Genomic DNA, 13,911 nt, shown 5'->3' with positions numbered 1-13,911 from the left:
GGTTTACGTCGGCAAGCAGGCACAAGGCTTGCTAGAGTGCCGCTTCCGCTCCTGAGGCGACCAGCAGCGCGCCGAGGACGAGGAAGATCACGCCGGCGACAGTGTCAATCCACGGCCCTGCCAGCACCATTCGCTTGACGACGGCATCCGTCGACACCACGATTGCGATAAATAGGAAGAAAGCGATTTGGGAGACGATTAGCACCAACGTACAAAGCACAAGCGTCCCCACGGATGCGCCTGCGGGAATGAACTGTGAAAGCACTGCCGCGAGGAAGAGAACAATCTTCGGGTTCGACATGTTTGTGAAAAAACCCTGGCGGAACGTCGCCTTCGGTGACCGGAGCGCCTCACTTCCCAAGGCTGGTGCGGCACCGGCGCGCAGTTCGCGGAGGGTATTGATGCCTGCCTTGGCCATACTGATACCCATGTAAATGAGATAACAGCCACCAACGAGCTGGATTACGCCCATCAGCAAAGGATTGGCGGTGATGACAGCTGCGAACCCAAAAACTGTGAGGGTCATCCAGATAGTGGCGCCAGTACTGATACCCGCAACCGCTGCGATGGCGTGCTTTCGGGATTTGGTGGCAAGGCGCAGGATTAAGAAGACGTCAGGCCCTGGTGAGGCCATACCAATAATGTGGACGCCCAGCAGGCTGAGTAGTGCAGTCCAGGTCAAGACTCGTGTCCTCGGGTAGCGAACAAATACCGGACTATTGTAGTGCTTGAAGCTCTTGAGCAAATTTGGACCGCAAACTCGGGCAGAGCGTCGATGACTGAGCTCCCTGCAACGGCATCAACGCTCATGGCAGCGTTGTCGCTTTTAGCGTTACCTTGTCCACAGGCTCATTGGCGGTGCACAATGGGGTCACTATGGCTGATGACAATATGAACCAGAATCGCGAGCACGCTGCCGCCACAGACACTGACTCCGGTGCAGGTACTGGCGCAGATGCCAGCGCTGGTGCATCCTCCGCAGCCAGCAACGATGCCAACGCTTCCCGTAACTCGCGTGGAAGCTGGGGAATGCGCGCTTTGTCGACGGCAATGCTGGTCGGCGCCGCGGGAATGGCATTCGCGCTGCAAGCGGGAGTCATCGAGCCACCGAGTGGGCCACTTGGGGGCAAGGGCTCGTCGGCAAGCGCGTCATCGTCGACAACGACGACCATCGTTGACAAGGAGACGACGGCGTTCACCAGCGCAACCGCGGGCAACTGTCTGGACTGGAATCTGGCAGAAGATTTGAATGTTTCTGACTTCCGCGTCGTGCCCTGTGAGCAGCCACACGCTTATGAGGTCGCCAAGAAACTGAACCTCGCCGACTACGAGGAACATCCGGGGCAATACGCAAAAACTGCCAACTACCCGACAGCGGACAATTTGGTGGCTCTGCAAAATGGCGTGTGTCGCAACACCGTGACTGAATACCTGGGCGGCCAGTACGATCCGGACGGTCGATTTATCACGGCGCCAATCATTCCTTCGCCTAGCCAGTGGGAAAAGGGTGATCGAACCTTCCTGTGCGGTATCCAGGTCGTCGATGAAGACGGCAACACGGCGCACATGTCCGGTCCTGCGGCCGGGCAGGACCAGTCCCGCGTGTTCGAGGGCGGCCGCTGCGTGACATTGGACGAAAACGGCGCCATCCGCCAGGTGCCGTGCGTGGAAGATCACCTGATGGAGTCGACGGGAGTTGTCAATCTCCGCGACCATTTCGGTGACAACGTCCCCACTGACCAGGAGCAAAATGATGTGCTCGCGGAACAGTGTGTGACTCTCGCGCAGAATTACCTCGGCGGTGACGACCCGCTGTATAACTCCACGCTGCTGCCATTTTGGACATCACTGTCGCAGGAGTCGCTCAATGCCGGCTCGCGCAGTGTGAACTGCTGGTTGATTAAGGACAATGGCCAGGGCGGGTTCTCCACTCTCAACGGCCACGCTAACGAGTCCTTCACTATCGACGGCCAGCCGCCCGTAGCTCCGCCACCGCGCAATCCGCTGCGGGAGGAGCAGGGTGACGCTGGCGCTGGCGCTGGCACAGGTGACGTCGGTGAGGTCGGTGCCGACGGTCCTGGCGCAGGAGCAGGCGCTGCGGATAACGCAGTCGCTCCCGCCGAACAGTAGAACAATCGGCCAGTAAAACAAGAGGACATTGCGAGGCAGCACCATAAATGGTTGACGTTAGCCCGGAGCGGTTCGATGCACTTGTCGATGAGGCCATCGACCGCATCCCCACGCAGTTTCTCGACCAGCTCGATCAGGTCATCATCCAGGTCCACCCGTATAACCTCGACGAACCCACACTGCTGGGCCTCTACGAGGGCATACCTCTGACCGAGCGTTCTAACAACCACTGGGGTCCGCCTGACCAAATCAGCTTGTATCGCGACATGCTCTGCCGCATCAGCCACACCGAAGAGGAGCTGGTGGAGCAGATTCGGGTCACTCTCCTGCATGAAATCGGGCATTATTTCGGCCTCGAGGAGGAGGATCTGGACCGTCTCGGCTACGGATAAGTGTGTCCCGCCCTGCGAGGTCTCGTTCCTCTCGGCTTCTTCACGGCAGCTTTCTTCCTTGTAACCTTAATAATCATGAGCGACAACTCGAGCGAGAAGCCAGAAATCAGGGTCGGCGATAGGGAGCGCAACGCTGCCATGGAGCGTCTCGGCAATCATTTCGCTGACGGCTACTTGGATATCAATGAGTTTTCCAAGCGCACTGAAGCTGCCGCAGTCGCTAAAACCCGCTCCCAACTACAAACACTCTTCGCAGACCTGCCCGCTGAGTCACCTCCCGAGAGTTCACAGGGCACCCCGGCTAAACCGCAGCACCAAAGTGTCGACCAAGAGCTGCAGACTCTGATGAAAAAGGGCCGCCAGCTCAACATTGTTGACTCTGCTGCAGGCATCATCGTATGTGTCTCTATCGTTCTGATGCTATTCACCGATATCGACAACGCGTGGTTCGGCTTCGTCGCCGCTGCGGCCGTTGCCCTCATTGGACGCGCCGCCTTGAACATCAACAATGACGAAGAAGAGCTCCTCAACGAAATCAACGAAGAGGAATCCAAGCGTCGCACGGAACGCCTACGCCTGGCAGCTCAGAAGCGCCGCGAGATTCAGGAAGGCCAGCAATAACGGCCAGCGGTGACAGTCGCCGCCCAGCTGCCTGTCTAAGGCAACTCGCTGTCGCCCCAGCGACGCACATCCCACGTGCCCGGTTCAATGCCGGCACGCTTGCCGACGGTCGCTGCGCTCGGAACCAGCTCGATTCGCTCGGTATTGGCAATGCGGTGTCGCAGTGCGTATTCCGGATCCGCCCCGGTCAGATACTGCCCAATCAGACGAATAGCCGCGCCGTGGCTGACAATGACGACATCCTTGCTGCCGTCCTCCTTGGACTCCTTGGATTCACCACCTGTCGCTCCTGTCTGCTCCAGCAGCTGCTGTAGCGTCGGCAGGTAGCGATTCAGCACGTCAGCACCGGATTCACCGCCGGGAAGTCGGTGCTCCAGCTCCCCATTGAGCCACTGGTAGAAGGCGCGCATGTACTCCATGTGCGCATCGCGATCATTGCGCCCCTCCAGGTCACCGGCCTGAATCTCGTGGAGGCCACCCTCATGGCGGATGCGAACAGACGTCTCTCCCAGGTGGTGCAAACTCGCGACCGCGCCTGCACCAGTCTGGCGGGCACGCAGGGCATGGGATGTGACGATGTCACCGATTCTGTGCACGTCGGGAAGCAAAAGACGTCCCAGACTGCGCGCCTGCCTCACACCGAGGTCGGTGAGCGGTGCGCCCGGCAATGCGGTATCCAGACGGCGGTTGATGTTGCCGGTGGTCTGCCCGTGGCGGATGAAAATGATGCGCTGGGAATCAACCGGCATGACAGATTCAGGGCGGTCTGGACGGTCATCGAGGAAAGGCAGCTGTCCAACTGGATTTTCGGGCGCGGCGGGTGTCATGTTTTACCTTCGTCCTTCCTTAAGCGCGTCGACCCACTCAATTGACTGGGAAATGTCCGGTGGCGGCGTCATAATGCTGCGGCGACCGCCCTCAGCGACCGGCCAAGATCCCAGATAGCGCAGGTCTTCGGCGTATTCGTGCAGTGCTGCGAGAGCCGCGGCAACCTGTGCATCATCAACGTGGCCGTTGCAGTCGATGTAGAAGCGGTAGAGGCCGAAGAGCTCGCGTGTCGGCCGTGACTCGATGCGGGTGAGGTTGACCTGTCGCACTGCGAACTCATTCATGGCACGCATTAGTGTGCCGGGCTGGTTCCGCAGCGTGAAGGAGACCGAGGTGCGGTCGGCGCCGGTGCGTGGCGTCGGCACGCCGGGGCGCCCCACCAGCAGGAAACGAGTGCGGGCGCCGCGCACGTCGGCGACTTCAGTGGCCAGCGCATCAAGTCCGAGCAGTTCACCCGCGCGGGCAGGGGCAGCGCAAGCGTCGTGCGTGCCCTCGGCGACCTGGTGGGCCGCCGCCGCATTGGAGCTGGCCTGGTGAACTTCCACGCCCGGAAGGTTGGCGTCCACCCACTGTTTGACCTGCGGATACGCTACGGGATGTGTCGTAAAAGTACGCACCTGTTCCGCCGTCGTACCGGGACGGACCAGGATAGAGAACACCACCCCGACCTCGGTTTCGCGAAAAACCTGCAGCTCTGGCCCAGCGGCGAGGGCATCAAAAGTTGGTGTGACGGGACCGTCCACGCTGCTTTCGATAGCCACGCAGGCAAAGTCCGCTTCCCCTCGTCGCACGGCTCCAAGCGCAGCCGCGGGGCTATCCACCGGCACCGCATTGACCGCGGATTCCCCTGCCGGATCAATCTCGCCGGCACGCGCCATGTCCCACAGCGCCTGCTCGGTGAATGTGCCCGCAGGACCCAAATAAGTAACCGTCGTCATAAGCTCAGATTAGAGGGCTTCTACACTTATTGCATGACCTCTTCTTCCGAGATGCCCGCCCGCGCCCTCACTGAAGCCGTGCGCAGTGGCGCAATCTCGGTATCGGAAATCGTTTCGGAATTCGCCACGCTTGCCGACGACGCCGCGACCTATCCCGCCCGTTTCGGTATTGCCACGTCCTTGGCCGAGCACGCTGTCGACCGCGCGCGCAGCCTCACTGCCGGATCCGAACCCGCCCGGCGCGCTAGCCACGGTCTCCCGCGTGACCTCCTGGGTCTGCCAGTGGCAATCAAGGACCTATTCACCATCGCTGGTGTCGAATGCACGATGGGCTCGACCAACTTGGCTTTCACCGCCACCGAAACCTCGGAACCCGTGGCGAAACTGCTGGCTCGCGGCGCGGTCCTCACGGCGACGACGCATACCTCCGAGGTCGGGATGACGGCCTACACCGAGCCGATTGGCTACACGGCTCCGGAAAACCCCTACTTCGCCGCGCCCAATCAGCTGTCCAATCAGCCGGATACCACGCCACGCACTCCCGGTGGTTCCTCGGGCGGCAGCGCGGTGGCTGTCGCGACTGGTGTCGTTCCCGCAGCTTTGGGCTCTGACGGCGGCGGTTCCATCCGCGTGCCTGCCGCCTGCTGTGGCCTCGTTGGGTTGAAGCCAGCACATGATATTGCGGGTGGAAATCTCTCCACGCCCGCCTTCCTCACTCGCACAGTCGATGACGCAGCACTGCTGGCCGGGGTGCCACTTTCCTCAACCCCGCATGTTTTCCGACGTTCCCAGCGCCCCCTTCGCATCGGTGTCACTGTCAGCCCTTTTCATGCTGAGGTGGACGTCGATAAGCGCTGGGCAAACGGTGCGTGGGCGGCGGCTGACCGTCTTGCCGACGCCGGGTACGACGTGGTGGAAGTGCCCAGCCCCTATGATCCGGCAGGTCCGGACGTGTTCGAGATTTTTCGACGGACCATCACGCGAATGGCCACGAAATTGCCGCGCGCGGACTACTCCGAGATTGTGCAGTGGATTCGAGCCTGTGGCCAGGAGATTTCCGCAGCGGAGGCGACGGCGACACATCAGCAGCGGATGGCTCTGCCCGGCGCGATTCGGTCACGTTGGGAAGTCGATGCGGTGATTACGCCAACGCTGGCGTTTGATCCGCCGCGTATTGGGCATTTCTCTGCGTTGGCGCCGTGGGAGGACTTTGACGAGCAAACCCGGTGGACACCGTGGTTGTCGCTGTGGAATCTGACTGGGTGGGCAAGCGTGTCCGTGCCAATTGCTGTGCCGGGAACTAGCGGCAGCACGCCCAATGCGAAGCTCCCCGCCACCAGCGTCAATATCGGTGCGGTGCGCTGCGGCGAGGCAGAGCTACTGGAGATGGCTAGCGTGCTGGAGGCTGCTAACGCCAACTAGCGCACGTACTTCGCCGCCATTGCCGCTGCCTGTCCGGCGTATCCGCCACCAAATAGCACCGCGTGCATAAGCACGGCGTAGAGCTGATGGAGTTCGCAGCTCTCGGCGAAATCCGGCAGGGGATGTACGGATTCGTAGCCTCGCAAGATCTCGTCAAAGTGCGTTGCCCCGAATAGCGCCAGCAGTGCCAGGTCTTCCTCGCGGGCTCCGCCGTGCGCTGCGGGGTCAATCAAGATCGCGCCGTCTGCATCCCACATGAGGTTTCCCCACCACAGGTCACCGTGGACACGCGCAGCGTCTGGCTCGTTGTCGAAACCTCCAGCCAAGAGCCGGTCAATGAGCTGGTCAAAGATATCTAGCTGACGGTTATTGTAGGAGCTTTCCAACTTTCCCAGTGTGGGCAGCAGACGCCCTTTCGCCCAGTATTCACCGAAGCTCTCCCGTGGAGTCAGGTCCATCTGCAGGGGCTGATCCAGTGGACCGAAGTAGCCGTGCCCCTCCCACCCATCGGGGCCGGCACCCCAGCCAGCAGCGCCCAGATTGTGGGTAATGGCCAACGATTTTCCGAACTCGTACGCTGCCTGTGGATTCGGCGCCGTCGACTCAATTCGACGCAATTTCAGCGCATGCCCGCTCACGCCCAGCACATCCACTACGCGCGCACCGCCGTCAGGTTCGCCCTCGCGCAGCCAACCCAACCCCGCCGCCTCACAGGCGAAGAAGTCCCTAGGAACACCATGTCGGCTCTTGACATAAACATCCGACTCGTTGAGTGCACGTTCGTTGTTCTGGTTCATTGCGGACATATTTCCAGCATATTCTTCTTCGTTCCCAACCCCTTTCAGCACGTCGCATGCAGGGTAACGCCAGCGCTACCAAGACTTGTATTGCTGTCTCGGTTCTCTTAGTCCACTGTCGTTGCCTATTATTTATTGGTATGGAAGGCAACTTCGACGACTCGCGCATTGCCCGCGACCGATACGGTAGGCCGCTTAAAGATCGCTATGGCCGCCCCATCTACCGCCGTGTGGACGAGGCGTCGCCGAAGCATGCCGGCCCCCGTGAGGCCGATTCGCGTGGCGCTTCACGACGCCCCATCCCGCCCCGTTCCGACCGCCCATCTAGGGCAGGGGCAGCCCGCCCAGCGCCTATGCCTCCGCGCAGGTCTAGGCCGCAACCGGAACGTCGGCAGGCGCCACTGAACGAAACGCGCATTGAGTCCCGTCCACCGGTGAACCGGGCCGGTAGCGGACGCGCTGGCAGCGATCCGCGGTTTCCCCCGCCCGGATATAACCCGGATGCGGATTTCCAATCTTCCTCGCACGGCTCGTCACAGGACTACTACAGTGCCCCACAAGCAGCGAGTTCTGGCCGTGGTGGACGCCGTGGCAGTCGTGGCGGCGCCGGCGTCAGGTCTGGGTTCCGCATGCCACGCTTGCGACTGCCACGCTTGCGCTTTAAATCCATCATCCTGCTTCTCGTCATCTTCCTTGTCGTCACAATGGCACTTGTCGACATCCGCCTGACCAGGGTCGATGCGTTCTCCGGTCTGGCAAATCGCCCTGCCAATACGATGTCCTCCAACTGGTTGCTCGTCGGTTCGGACTCTCGTACGGGCTTGTCAGAGGAAGATGCCGCCAAGCTATCGACGGGCAGTGGTGATTTCGGCCAGCGCACAGACACCATCATGATTGCCCACATTCCGGTGTTCGGTAAGCCGAAGTTGGTCAGTATCCCGCGTGACTCCTTCGTGGATATCCCGGGCAATGACAAAAACAAGATCAATGCGGCATTCGCATTTGGTGGCCCCCAGTTGCTCATCGACACCGTAGAGAAAAACACTGGAATTCACATCGACCACTACGCCGAAATTGGCTTTGGCGGTTTCGCCGGTGTCGTCGACGCTGTCGGTGGCATCGAAATGTGCCCTGAAGAAGCCATCGACGACCCGCTGGCAGGCCTGAATATTCAGGCCGGTTGCCAGAAATTCGATGGCGCGAGTGCCCTGGGTTACGTGCGCACGCGTGCTACCGCCCAGGGAGACTTGGACCGCGTAGAGCGGCAGCGTGAATTCATGAGTGCGCTGATGGGACGGCTGAAGTCACCTGCGGTATGGCTCAACCCCTACCGCTGGATTCGCCTGGCCAATGCTGGCACTAAGGCCGTGCTCGTCGGCGATGGTGACCACGTCTGGCATCTGACCTGGCTGATGTTGCGCATGCTCTTCGGTTCCGATTCTCTTACCGTGCCCACCTCAGGCGCCATGGATACCGGTTATGCGGGCAATGTGCTGCTCTGGGACGAAATCGAAGCGCCAACACTTTTTGCGGAGCTGAGATAGCCAAGAGAGTAGCTAAAACTGCTTCAGATAACTTAGAGGCAACTAACGCGTGTGGCTCAGTTTTTCGCTGAGCCACACGCGTTAGTTCTTAAACCAGTTCCGCCAGGCTGTCTAGGTACCTAGTTCCGAATGGTCACCTGACGGGACACGATGGTCTCACGGGACTTACGCTCCTCGGCGGTCAGCGGCTCTTCGCTGGCCAGCGCCTCAGCGATACGCTTGTCGGCCTCTTCCACGGCAGCAATCCAGTGGTCGTGCGGCTTGGTGTTATCCAGGTCCCAGACCGGCACCAGCACGCCATCGGTACGGAAGACACCGGCGAACTTCGTGCCCTCTCCCAGCGAGAGGTTGTCCGCAGCGTGCACGCGTGCCAAGGCATCCAGCAGCGGCTTCTCATCTTCACGGCGCACCCAGCGGATGTGAGCGCGCTCGCCCGGATCAATCCACCAGACAGCACCAGCGACCTTCGCGTCCAGGCGGTATGACGGGAGAATCGCGTCGTTAGCCACGGCCAGGTTCTGCTCGATCATCGGGGTGCGTTCAATGCCCTTGGGAATCCACCACTCGAAGTCCTGGTGGACCTCCATGTTGTCGAGATCCACGGCGGTCAGGACGTCGGTAAGCGGTGCAGCCTCGCCGTCAGTAGCGGCGGAGAGCTGCTGACCCGACTCTGCGTCGCGAGCCCACGCCAGCGCACGGGAGAGATCCGCAGCGCCGTCATTGGTGCGAGCCTGCGTCTGCAGCGCGACGAAAGCCTCATTGCCCTGGTCAGCGGCACGCGTCAGTGCGGCTACGCCACCCGGCAGCACGGTGCAGACCTTGATGTCACGCTCAGCGTCAGCGACCGTGACCGGAATGACCACAGCCGGTGCGAACTCGCGGACAGCCACGATGTCAGCCTCTTCGTCGAAGTCCTTGAACGGACGCGGATTGCCCAGCAACGCTGCACGCTCAGCAGCGCGGGCTGCCAGCTTCGCCTGACGGCGGCTCATGCCCTCCGGGGCCTGATTATTCTTCTTACGAGATTTCTTTCCCACAAGGCCACAGAATACCTATTCGCAGTCCGTAATTCGCGACTGCCTGGGCTACTTATAAAAATCGTCGACGAATTCGCTCGCCGTTCCTTCGAAAAGCTGCTTGTCGACGGCCAACGCGCCCGCCTCCCCCTGTTCATCGGTAGCTTCGCTGGGGATGAAGCCCTTGGACCAAAAACCGGGCTGGGTGCGCTCGCGACCTGCCCCAACGGGAATGTTGCGATGCACTTCCTCGGGAGCCAACACGTAGCGGAGTAGCCGCGCCGTAAGGGCAGTTGTCACACAAGCTAAAACAGTGATGATTCCGGCCTGGAAGTACGTCCTGGACACGTCGGCAGCGATAAACCAACCCGTTGCAAGGGGCCACAAAACGCAGGCCAGATACCAGATAAAGCGACCTGGCCCCATTACGGCAGTGACTCCTGTTTCAGCCAACGCGACCACGGGCCCCGTGATGTTGCGCACTGGCCACATGTGCATCGTGCGCACATCCGTTGCCGTGCGCGACAGCAGTGGGCGGGCATACGTTGCGCGGTCACGCAGCACCTGGAGGGTCTTGTAGACCGAAAAACCCAGCCCAATGAGGGAAACCATTCCGCAGAGACCGAAAGCCCATGCTCCCAGTTCGCCGAGGAGGGAAACCACCAGATCCTGACCTGGACTCAGAATGCTCATCCAGATGAATACGGTAAATGCGGCGAATACGCCAGCGCCGCTCATTGCCCATCGAAAGACACTGTCCGCACGCTTGCGAACAATCTCATCGGCCTTCCAGCGCGGCGTCGCACCTGTGATGGCCGAATCCGAGACAGTCGGCTGCCAGCTCTGCTGCGGTGGCAGCACCACCTGAGGTGGGGACTGCTGTGGCTGCTGTTTTGGAGACTGCGGCGGCACAGCCCACCCCGCGTTTTCTGCCTGTTCATTAGACATTTTCCGCAGGGCTCCTCTCGTACGCGCGGCCGGCTTCTTCCGCAGTCTTTTCTCCCACGGTGTTTTTAAGTGCGCTCCCCCTAACCTACCTAAACTAGCCCGGCCCCTACCCCAGCCACTAGTCCGACCAGCTGCGAATCTTCCGCAGCATGATGCGGCTCTTACGCTGCGAACGTCCCATCTTCCGGGCCAGGTTGTTCAAAATCGCGATGGCCTCGGTAATGTGCGGCCCCTTGTTCAGCATCACGCACTCGGCACGCAGGGCGAAGGCCGCATCGGTAATCTCCGCGCGGGACGGCAGGCCGGCCTTGGCCATGTTCTCCAGCACCTGAGTACCCAGAATGGTCGGCACACCGGCTGCCTGCGCCAGCGTCAGAATCTGGCCTGGGACCTCACCCATACGGTCGAAGCCCAGCTCCACAGCCAGGTCACCACGAGCAATCATCAGACCGGACTTGGCGCGCTTCATGCTGGCGATGATGATTCCCGGCAGATTCTGGAATGCCGGAATAGTCTCAATCTTCAGCACAACACCCAGGTTCCGAGCCTTCGACGCCAGGTCCTCGCGGCCCGCAGCCTCATGTTCCGCCGCAATCTCATCGAGCACCTTGTAAACGTACTCAGCATCCCCCTGCGTGCGAATAAAGCTCACCGCAGCAATATCCGCATGCTCCACCACAAAGCGCAGGTGCTCAATGTCTTCGTCGGTAAGCGAATTGAGTGGCAGGTCGGTGTTCGGCAGATTGATGCCCTTATGCGCCGCCAGCGGCTGACCATTCGGCTTCGTACGCAGGACACGCAGCCGGGCATCGACGTGACTATCTTCGCTTGACGACGTCTCGGAGACCTCAACCACCTCAGCGCCGAGCGCACCGTCGTCGAAAAGCACCGGATTGCCCGGCTTCAGAGCCGCCACGGCAGACGGCAGCGAACAGGAGACGCGTGGAATTTCATCGTCAGTGCGTGGAATGGTGGTGATTTCCTCGCGGCTGGTGAGAATAAACTCATCACCGGTGTGGAAGCGCAGCTTTTGCACGGTCGGTGGCACGCCACCAGCGCGCGTGACCTCGTAGTTGCTGCGCAGGTGTGTTCCCTCGGCAATCCAGGCGTTCTTTTCGCCCTCGGCGAGGACAGCCTCGACCTCGCCCTCGGAGTCGGTGTCGATGCGCACAACAGTGAAGTGACGCTTCGCCGAGCGGGAGTCATGCAGCGTAATGACATCGTCAAGCTGCAGCTGTTCCAACCACCCCTGATCTGCTTCCAACGGCAGTGCGGGACGCCCCGGCAAATCGCTCGGAGCTGGCTTGGGGTGCTCATCCAGTCGCGGAGTCAGCCAAATCTTGGACTTGGAGATGACCGTGCCAGCGTCGTCACGCACAACACGGGCGCGCCCCACACGCGGCCCCGGTTCGATATCGCCCGTGCGCAGCTTCGGACCAGCCAGATCCATGGACACGAAGATGCGGCGACCGGCCTTCTCAGCTGCAGCATTGACGTTGTCAATCATGCGGCTCCACTGCTCAGGTCCGTCGTGGGCGCAGTTGATGCGAGCGAGATCCATGCCAGCGGCAGCGAAGCTCTCCACCAACTCTGCATCGTCGGCGGCCTCGGCGGGCAGGGTCACCATAATGTGCGAAGTGACATCCGCGCGCTCCTGACCGAACAGCTCGGTGGCGTTGTTATCCAGGGCAATATCCGCGCGCTCATCGTCGGCAATAATGCGGGCGACATCGATGTCTGAGGTGCGCCCCGCCAGCGCCAACAGCGCGTTGAGAGCGAGCTCAAGGCGCCCCCGGGTGAAAGTCTCCACCGTGGTCAGACTGGTCACGCCGAGGTCGTGCAAGCTGTTTTGCAGCTCACGGATGTCAATTGTGCGCAGGTGTGCGTAGTGCAGCAGGTTTTCCGCGTGCCGACGGCGCTCTTCCGGCACCTCTGCGAGCAGTGCAGAAGCCTCCACCGAGACGTCGTCCAACTCTGTGATCAGATCAGTGACCTTGCTGATGAGGTCATCCAGACGCGGTACGGCCGCGCCGCTTTCAGTGTTGTCAGTTGCTGTGTCTTGAGGGCTCTGCGCTGCCATAGAGAAGGCACTCCTGTGTTGAAGACGAAGCGTTGGCCAGAGTCGGCCACGCGGGCCAATAGAAGGTGGGCATTCTCATTCTCAAATGAGACGGCCGAAAGCGCATGTCGAGAAGACATCTACTCTCGCTACCAGCAGTTACTTCCAGAATGGATCCTGCACATCTCGGAGCGTCTGAATGGACTTGTCCAGCTGCTTCTTTTCGTATTCGTCCAGCTCAAGCTCGATAACGCGGCGAATTCCTCGACGGTTCACAATGGCTGGTGTTCCGATGAACACGTCCTCATGACCGTATTCACCTTGCAAGTATGCGGAGACCGGCAGAGCTACCTCTTGGTTCTGGAAAATGGCGCGCGTAATGCGGGCCAGCCCCATACCGATTCCGTAGGAAGTGGAGCCCTTGGCATCGATAATCTCGTAGGCGGCATCACGGGTTCGGATGAAGATGTCCTCCAGCTCGTCGTGAAGCGCGGGGTCGGCGGCGAGGCGCTTGGACAGACTGACGCCTGCAACGTTGGCGCTGGACAACACCGGCAGCTCGGAGTCGCCGTGTTCACCAATGATGTATGCGTGCACGCTCATCGGGGAAACATCGTAGTATTCACCCAGCATGTAACGGAAACGTGCGGTGTCCAGGATGGTGCCGGAGCCGAAGACACGGTTGTGTGGCAGCCCGGAGTACTTCCACGCGGCGTATGTGAGTACGTCGACGGGGTTGGAGGCGATCAGTAGGAGCCCATCAAAACCGCTGGCCATGACGGAATCGACGATGGACTTCATAATTTTCATGTTCTTGTCCACCAGCTGTAGGCGAGTCTCGCCGGGCTTTTGTGCTGCGCCTGCACAGATGACTACCAGCGCGGCATCGTCACAGTCGGCGTACGTGCCCTGAGTGACTTTGGTGCGCGACGACGCCCACACGACGCCATGGTTTAAGTCCATGACGTTGCCCATCGTCTTCTTTTCGTCGATGTCAATGATTGCCAAATGGTCGACAGTGCCTTGGTTGACCAGTGAGTACGCATATGCCACGCCGACGTCGCCAGCGCCGATCAGCACGACCTTATTTCCTGTGGATAGCTTCATAGCCCTCGGATCCTTCTCAACCGATTCGGAAAACGTTGCGACACCCCACAGGCTACGCTTTGTGCGGAAAACTGGCGCGAGATGAATAAACCCCGTGGAAAAAATTTTG

The 13,911-nt window shown here is 60.5% G+C and carries 13 protein-coding genes; 5 read left to right on the top strand and 8 right to left on the bottom strand.

Annotated features, from left to right (window positions below):
• Window positions 1-31 precede the first annotated feature (31 nt).
• Window positions 32-682, bottom strand: coding sequence for a LysE family translocator (locus HMPREF3053_RS00160; protein ID WP_016421665.1), 651 nt, complete (start codon window positions 680-682; stop codon window positions 32-34).
• A 194-nt stretch (window positions 683-876) separates the two neighbouring features.
• Here HMPREF3053_RS00160 and HMPREF3053_RS00155 point away from each other — a divergent pair, with 194 nt between their 5' ends.
• The 3 genes from HMPREF3053_RS00155 (at window position 877) to HMPREF3053_RS00145 (ending at window position 3,143) form a co-directional block, all read left to right on the top strand.
• Window positions 877-2,130, top strand: coding sequence for a septum formation family protein (locus HMPREF3053_RS00155; RefSeq protein WP_246819351.1), 1,254 nt, complete (start codon window positions 877-879; stop codon window positions 2,128-2,130).
• A 47-nt stretch (window positions 2,131-2,177) separates the two neighbouring features.
• Window positions 2,178-2,522: a metallopeptidase family protein gene (locus HMPREF3053_RS00150; RefSeq protein WP_016421667.1), complete on the top strand. Its 345-nt coding sequence runs from the start codon at window positions 2,178-2,180 to the stop codon at window positions 2,520-2,522.
• Between the two features lie 75 nt (window positions 2,523-2,597).
• Window positions 2,598-3,143: a DUF1707 SHOCT-like domain-containing protein gene (locus HMPREF3053_RS00145; protein WP_065419891.1), complete on the top strand. Its 546-nt coding sequence runs from the start codon at window positions 2,598-2,600 to the stop codon at window positions 3,141-3,143.
• A 35-nt stretch (window positions 3,144-3,178) separates the two neighbouring features.
• On the opposite strand, the gene HMPREF3053_RS00140 is transcribed toward HMPREF3053_RS00145, so the two are convergent.
• Window positions 3,179-3,970 carry a histidine phosphatase family protein gene (locus tag HMPREF3053_RS00140; RefSeq protein ID WP_070767083.1) on the bottom strand — a complete coding sequence of 264 codons (792 nt, stop codon included), beginning with the start codon at window positions 3,968-3,970 and terminating at the stop codon, window positions 3,179-3,181.
• Window positions 3,971-3,973: 3 nt separating this feature from the next.
• Entirely contained in the window at window positions 3,974-4,909 is a 936-nt protein-coding gene (gene pheA / locus HMPREF3053_RS00135; RefSeq protein WP_048731254.1) for a prephenate dehydratase, read from the bottom strand.
• 33 nt (window positions 4,910-4,942) lie between these two features.
• Here pheA and HMPREF3053_RS00130 point away from each other — a divergent pair, with 33 nt between their 5' ends.
• Window positions 4,943-6,331: an amidase gene (locus HMPREF3053_RS00130; RefSeq protein WP_070767082.1), complete on the top strand. Its 1,389-nt coding sequence runs from the start codon at window positions 4,943-4,945 to the stop codon at window positions 6,329-6,331.
• Here the strand turns inward: HMPREF3053_RS00130 and HMPREF3053_RS00125 are convergent.
• The gene (locus tag HMPREF3053_RS00125) at window positions 6,328-7,137 is read right to left on the bottom strand and encodes a fructosamine kinase family protein (RefSeq protein ID WP_070767081.1); all 810 of its coding nucleotides are present in this window, start codon (window positions 7,135-7,137) and stop codon (window positions 6,328-6,330) included. The two genes, HMPREF3053_RS00130 and HMPREF3053_RS00125, sit on opposite strands and share 4 nt — an antisense overlap.
• Window positions 7,138-7,268: 131 nt before the next feature.
• Here HMPREF3053_RS00125 and HMPREF3053_RS00120 point away from each other — a divergent pair, with 131 nt between their 5' ends.
• Window positions 7,269-8,672: an LCP family protein gene (locus HMPREF3053_RS00120; protein WP_371449874.1), complete on the top strand. Its 1,404-nt coding sequence runs from the start codon at window positions 7,269-7,271 to the stop codon at window positions 8,670-8,672.
• Between the two features lie 119 nt (window positions 8,673-8,791).
• Here the strand turns inward: HMPREF3053_RS00120 and HMPREF3053_RS00115 are convergent, their stop codons facing one another.
• From HMPREF3053_RS00115 to HMPREF3053_RS00100, 4 genes are all read right to left on the bottom strand, one after another.
• A complete protein-coding gene (locus tag HMPREF3053_RS00115; protein ID WP_016421674.1) occupies window positions 8,792-9,709 on the bottom strand; it encodes a DUF5926 family protein in 918 nt (305 codons plus the stop codon).
• A 48-nt stretch (window positions 9,710-9,757) separates the two neighbouring features.
• Window positions 9,758-10,636, bottom strand: coding sequence for a hypothetical protein (locus HMPREF3053_RS00110; RefSeq protein ID WP_049190927.1), 879 nt, complete (start codon window positions 10,634-10,636; stop codon window positions 9,758-9,760).
• A 118-nt stretch (window positions 10,637-10,754) separates the two neighbouring features.
• On the bottom strand, window positions 10,755-12,716 hold the full coding sequence (locus tag HMPREF3053_RS00105; protein WP_049171694.1) for a pyruvate kinase: 1,962 nt from the start codon (window positions 12,714-12,716) through the stop codon (window positions 10,755-10,757).
• A 138-nt stretch (window positions 12,717-12,854) separates the two neighbouring features.
• Window positions 12,855-13,802 carry an L-lactate dehydrogenase gene (locus HMPREF3053_RS00100; protein WP_016421677.1) on the bottom strand — a complete coding sequence of 316 codons (948 nt, stop codon included), beginning with the start codon at window positions 13,800-13,802 and terminating at the stop codon, window positions 12,855-12,857.
• Between the last annotated feature and the right edge of the window lie 109 nt (window positions 13,803-13,911).

It is taken from the genome of Corynebacterium sp. HMSC064E07, from assembly GCF_001815745.1.
Lineage (GTDB): Bacteria > Actinomycetota > Actinomycetes > Mycobacteriales > Mycobacteriaceae > Corynebacterium > Corynebacterium jeikeium_D.
Note: the sequence above shows the minus strand (reverse complement) of the source record. Positions and strands in the feature narration are given on the sequence as shown.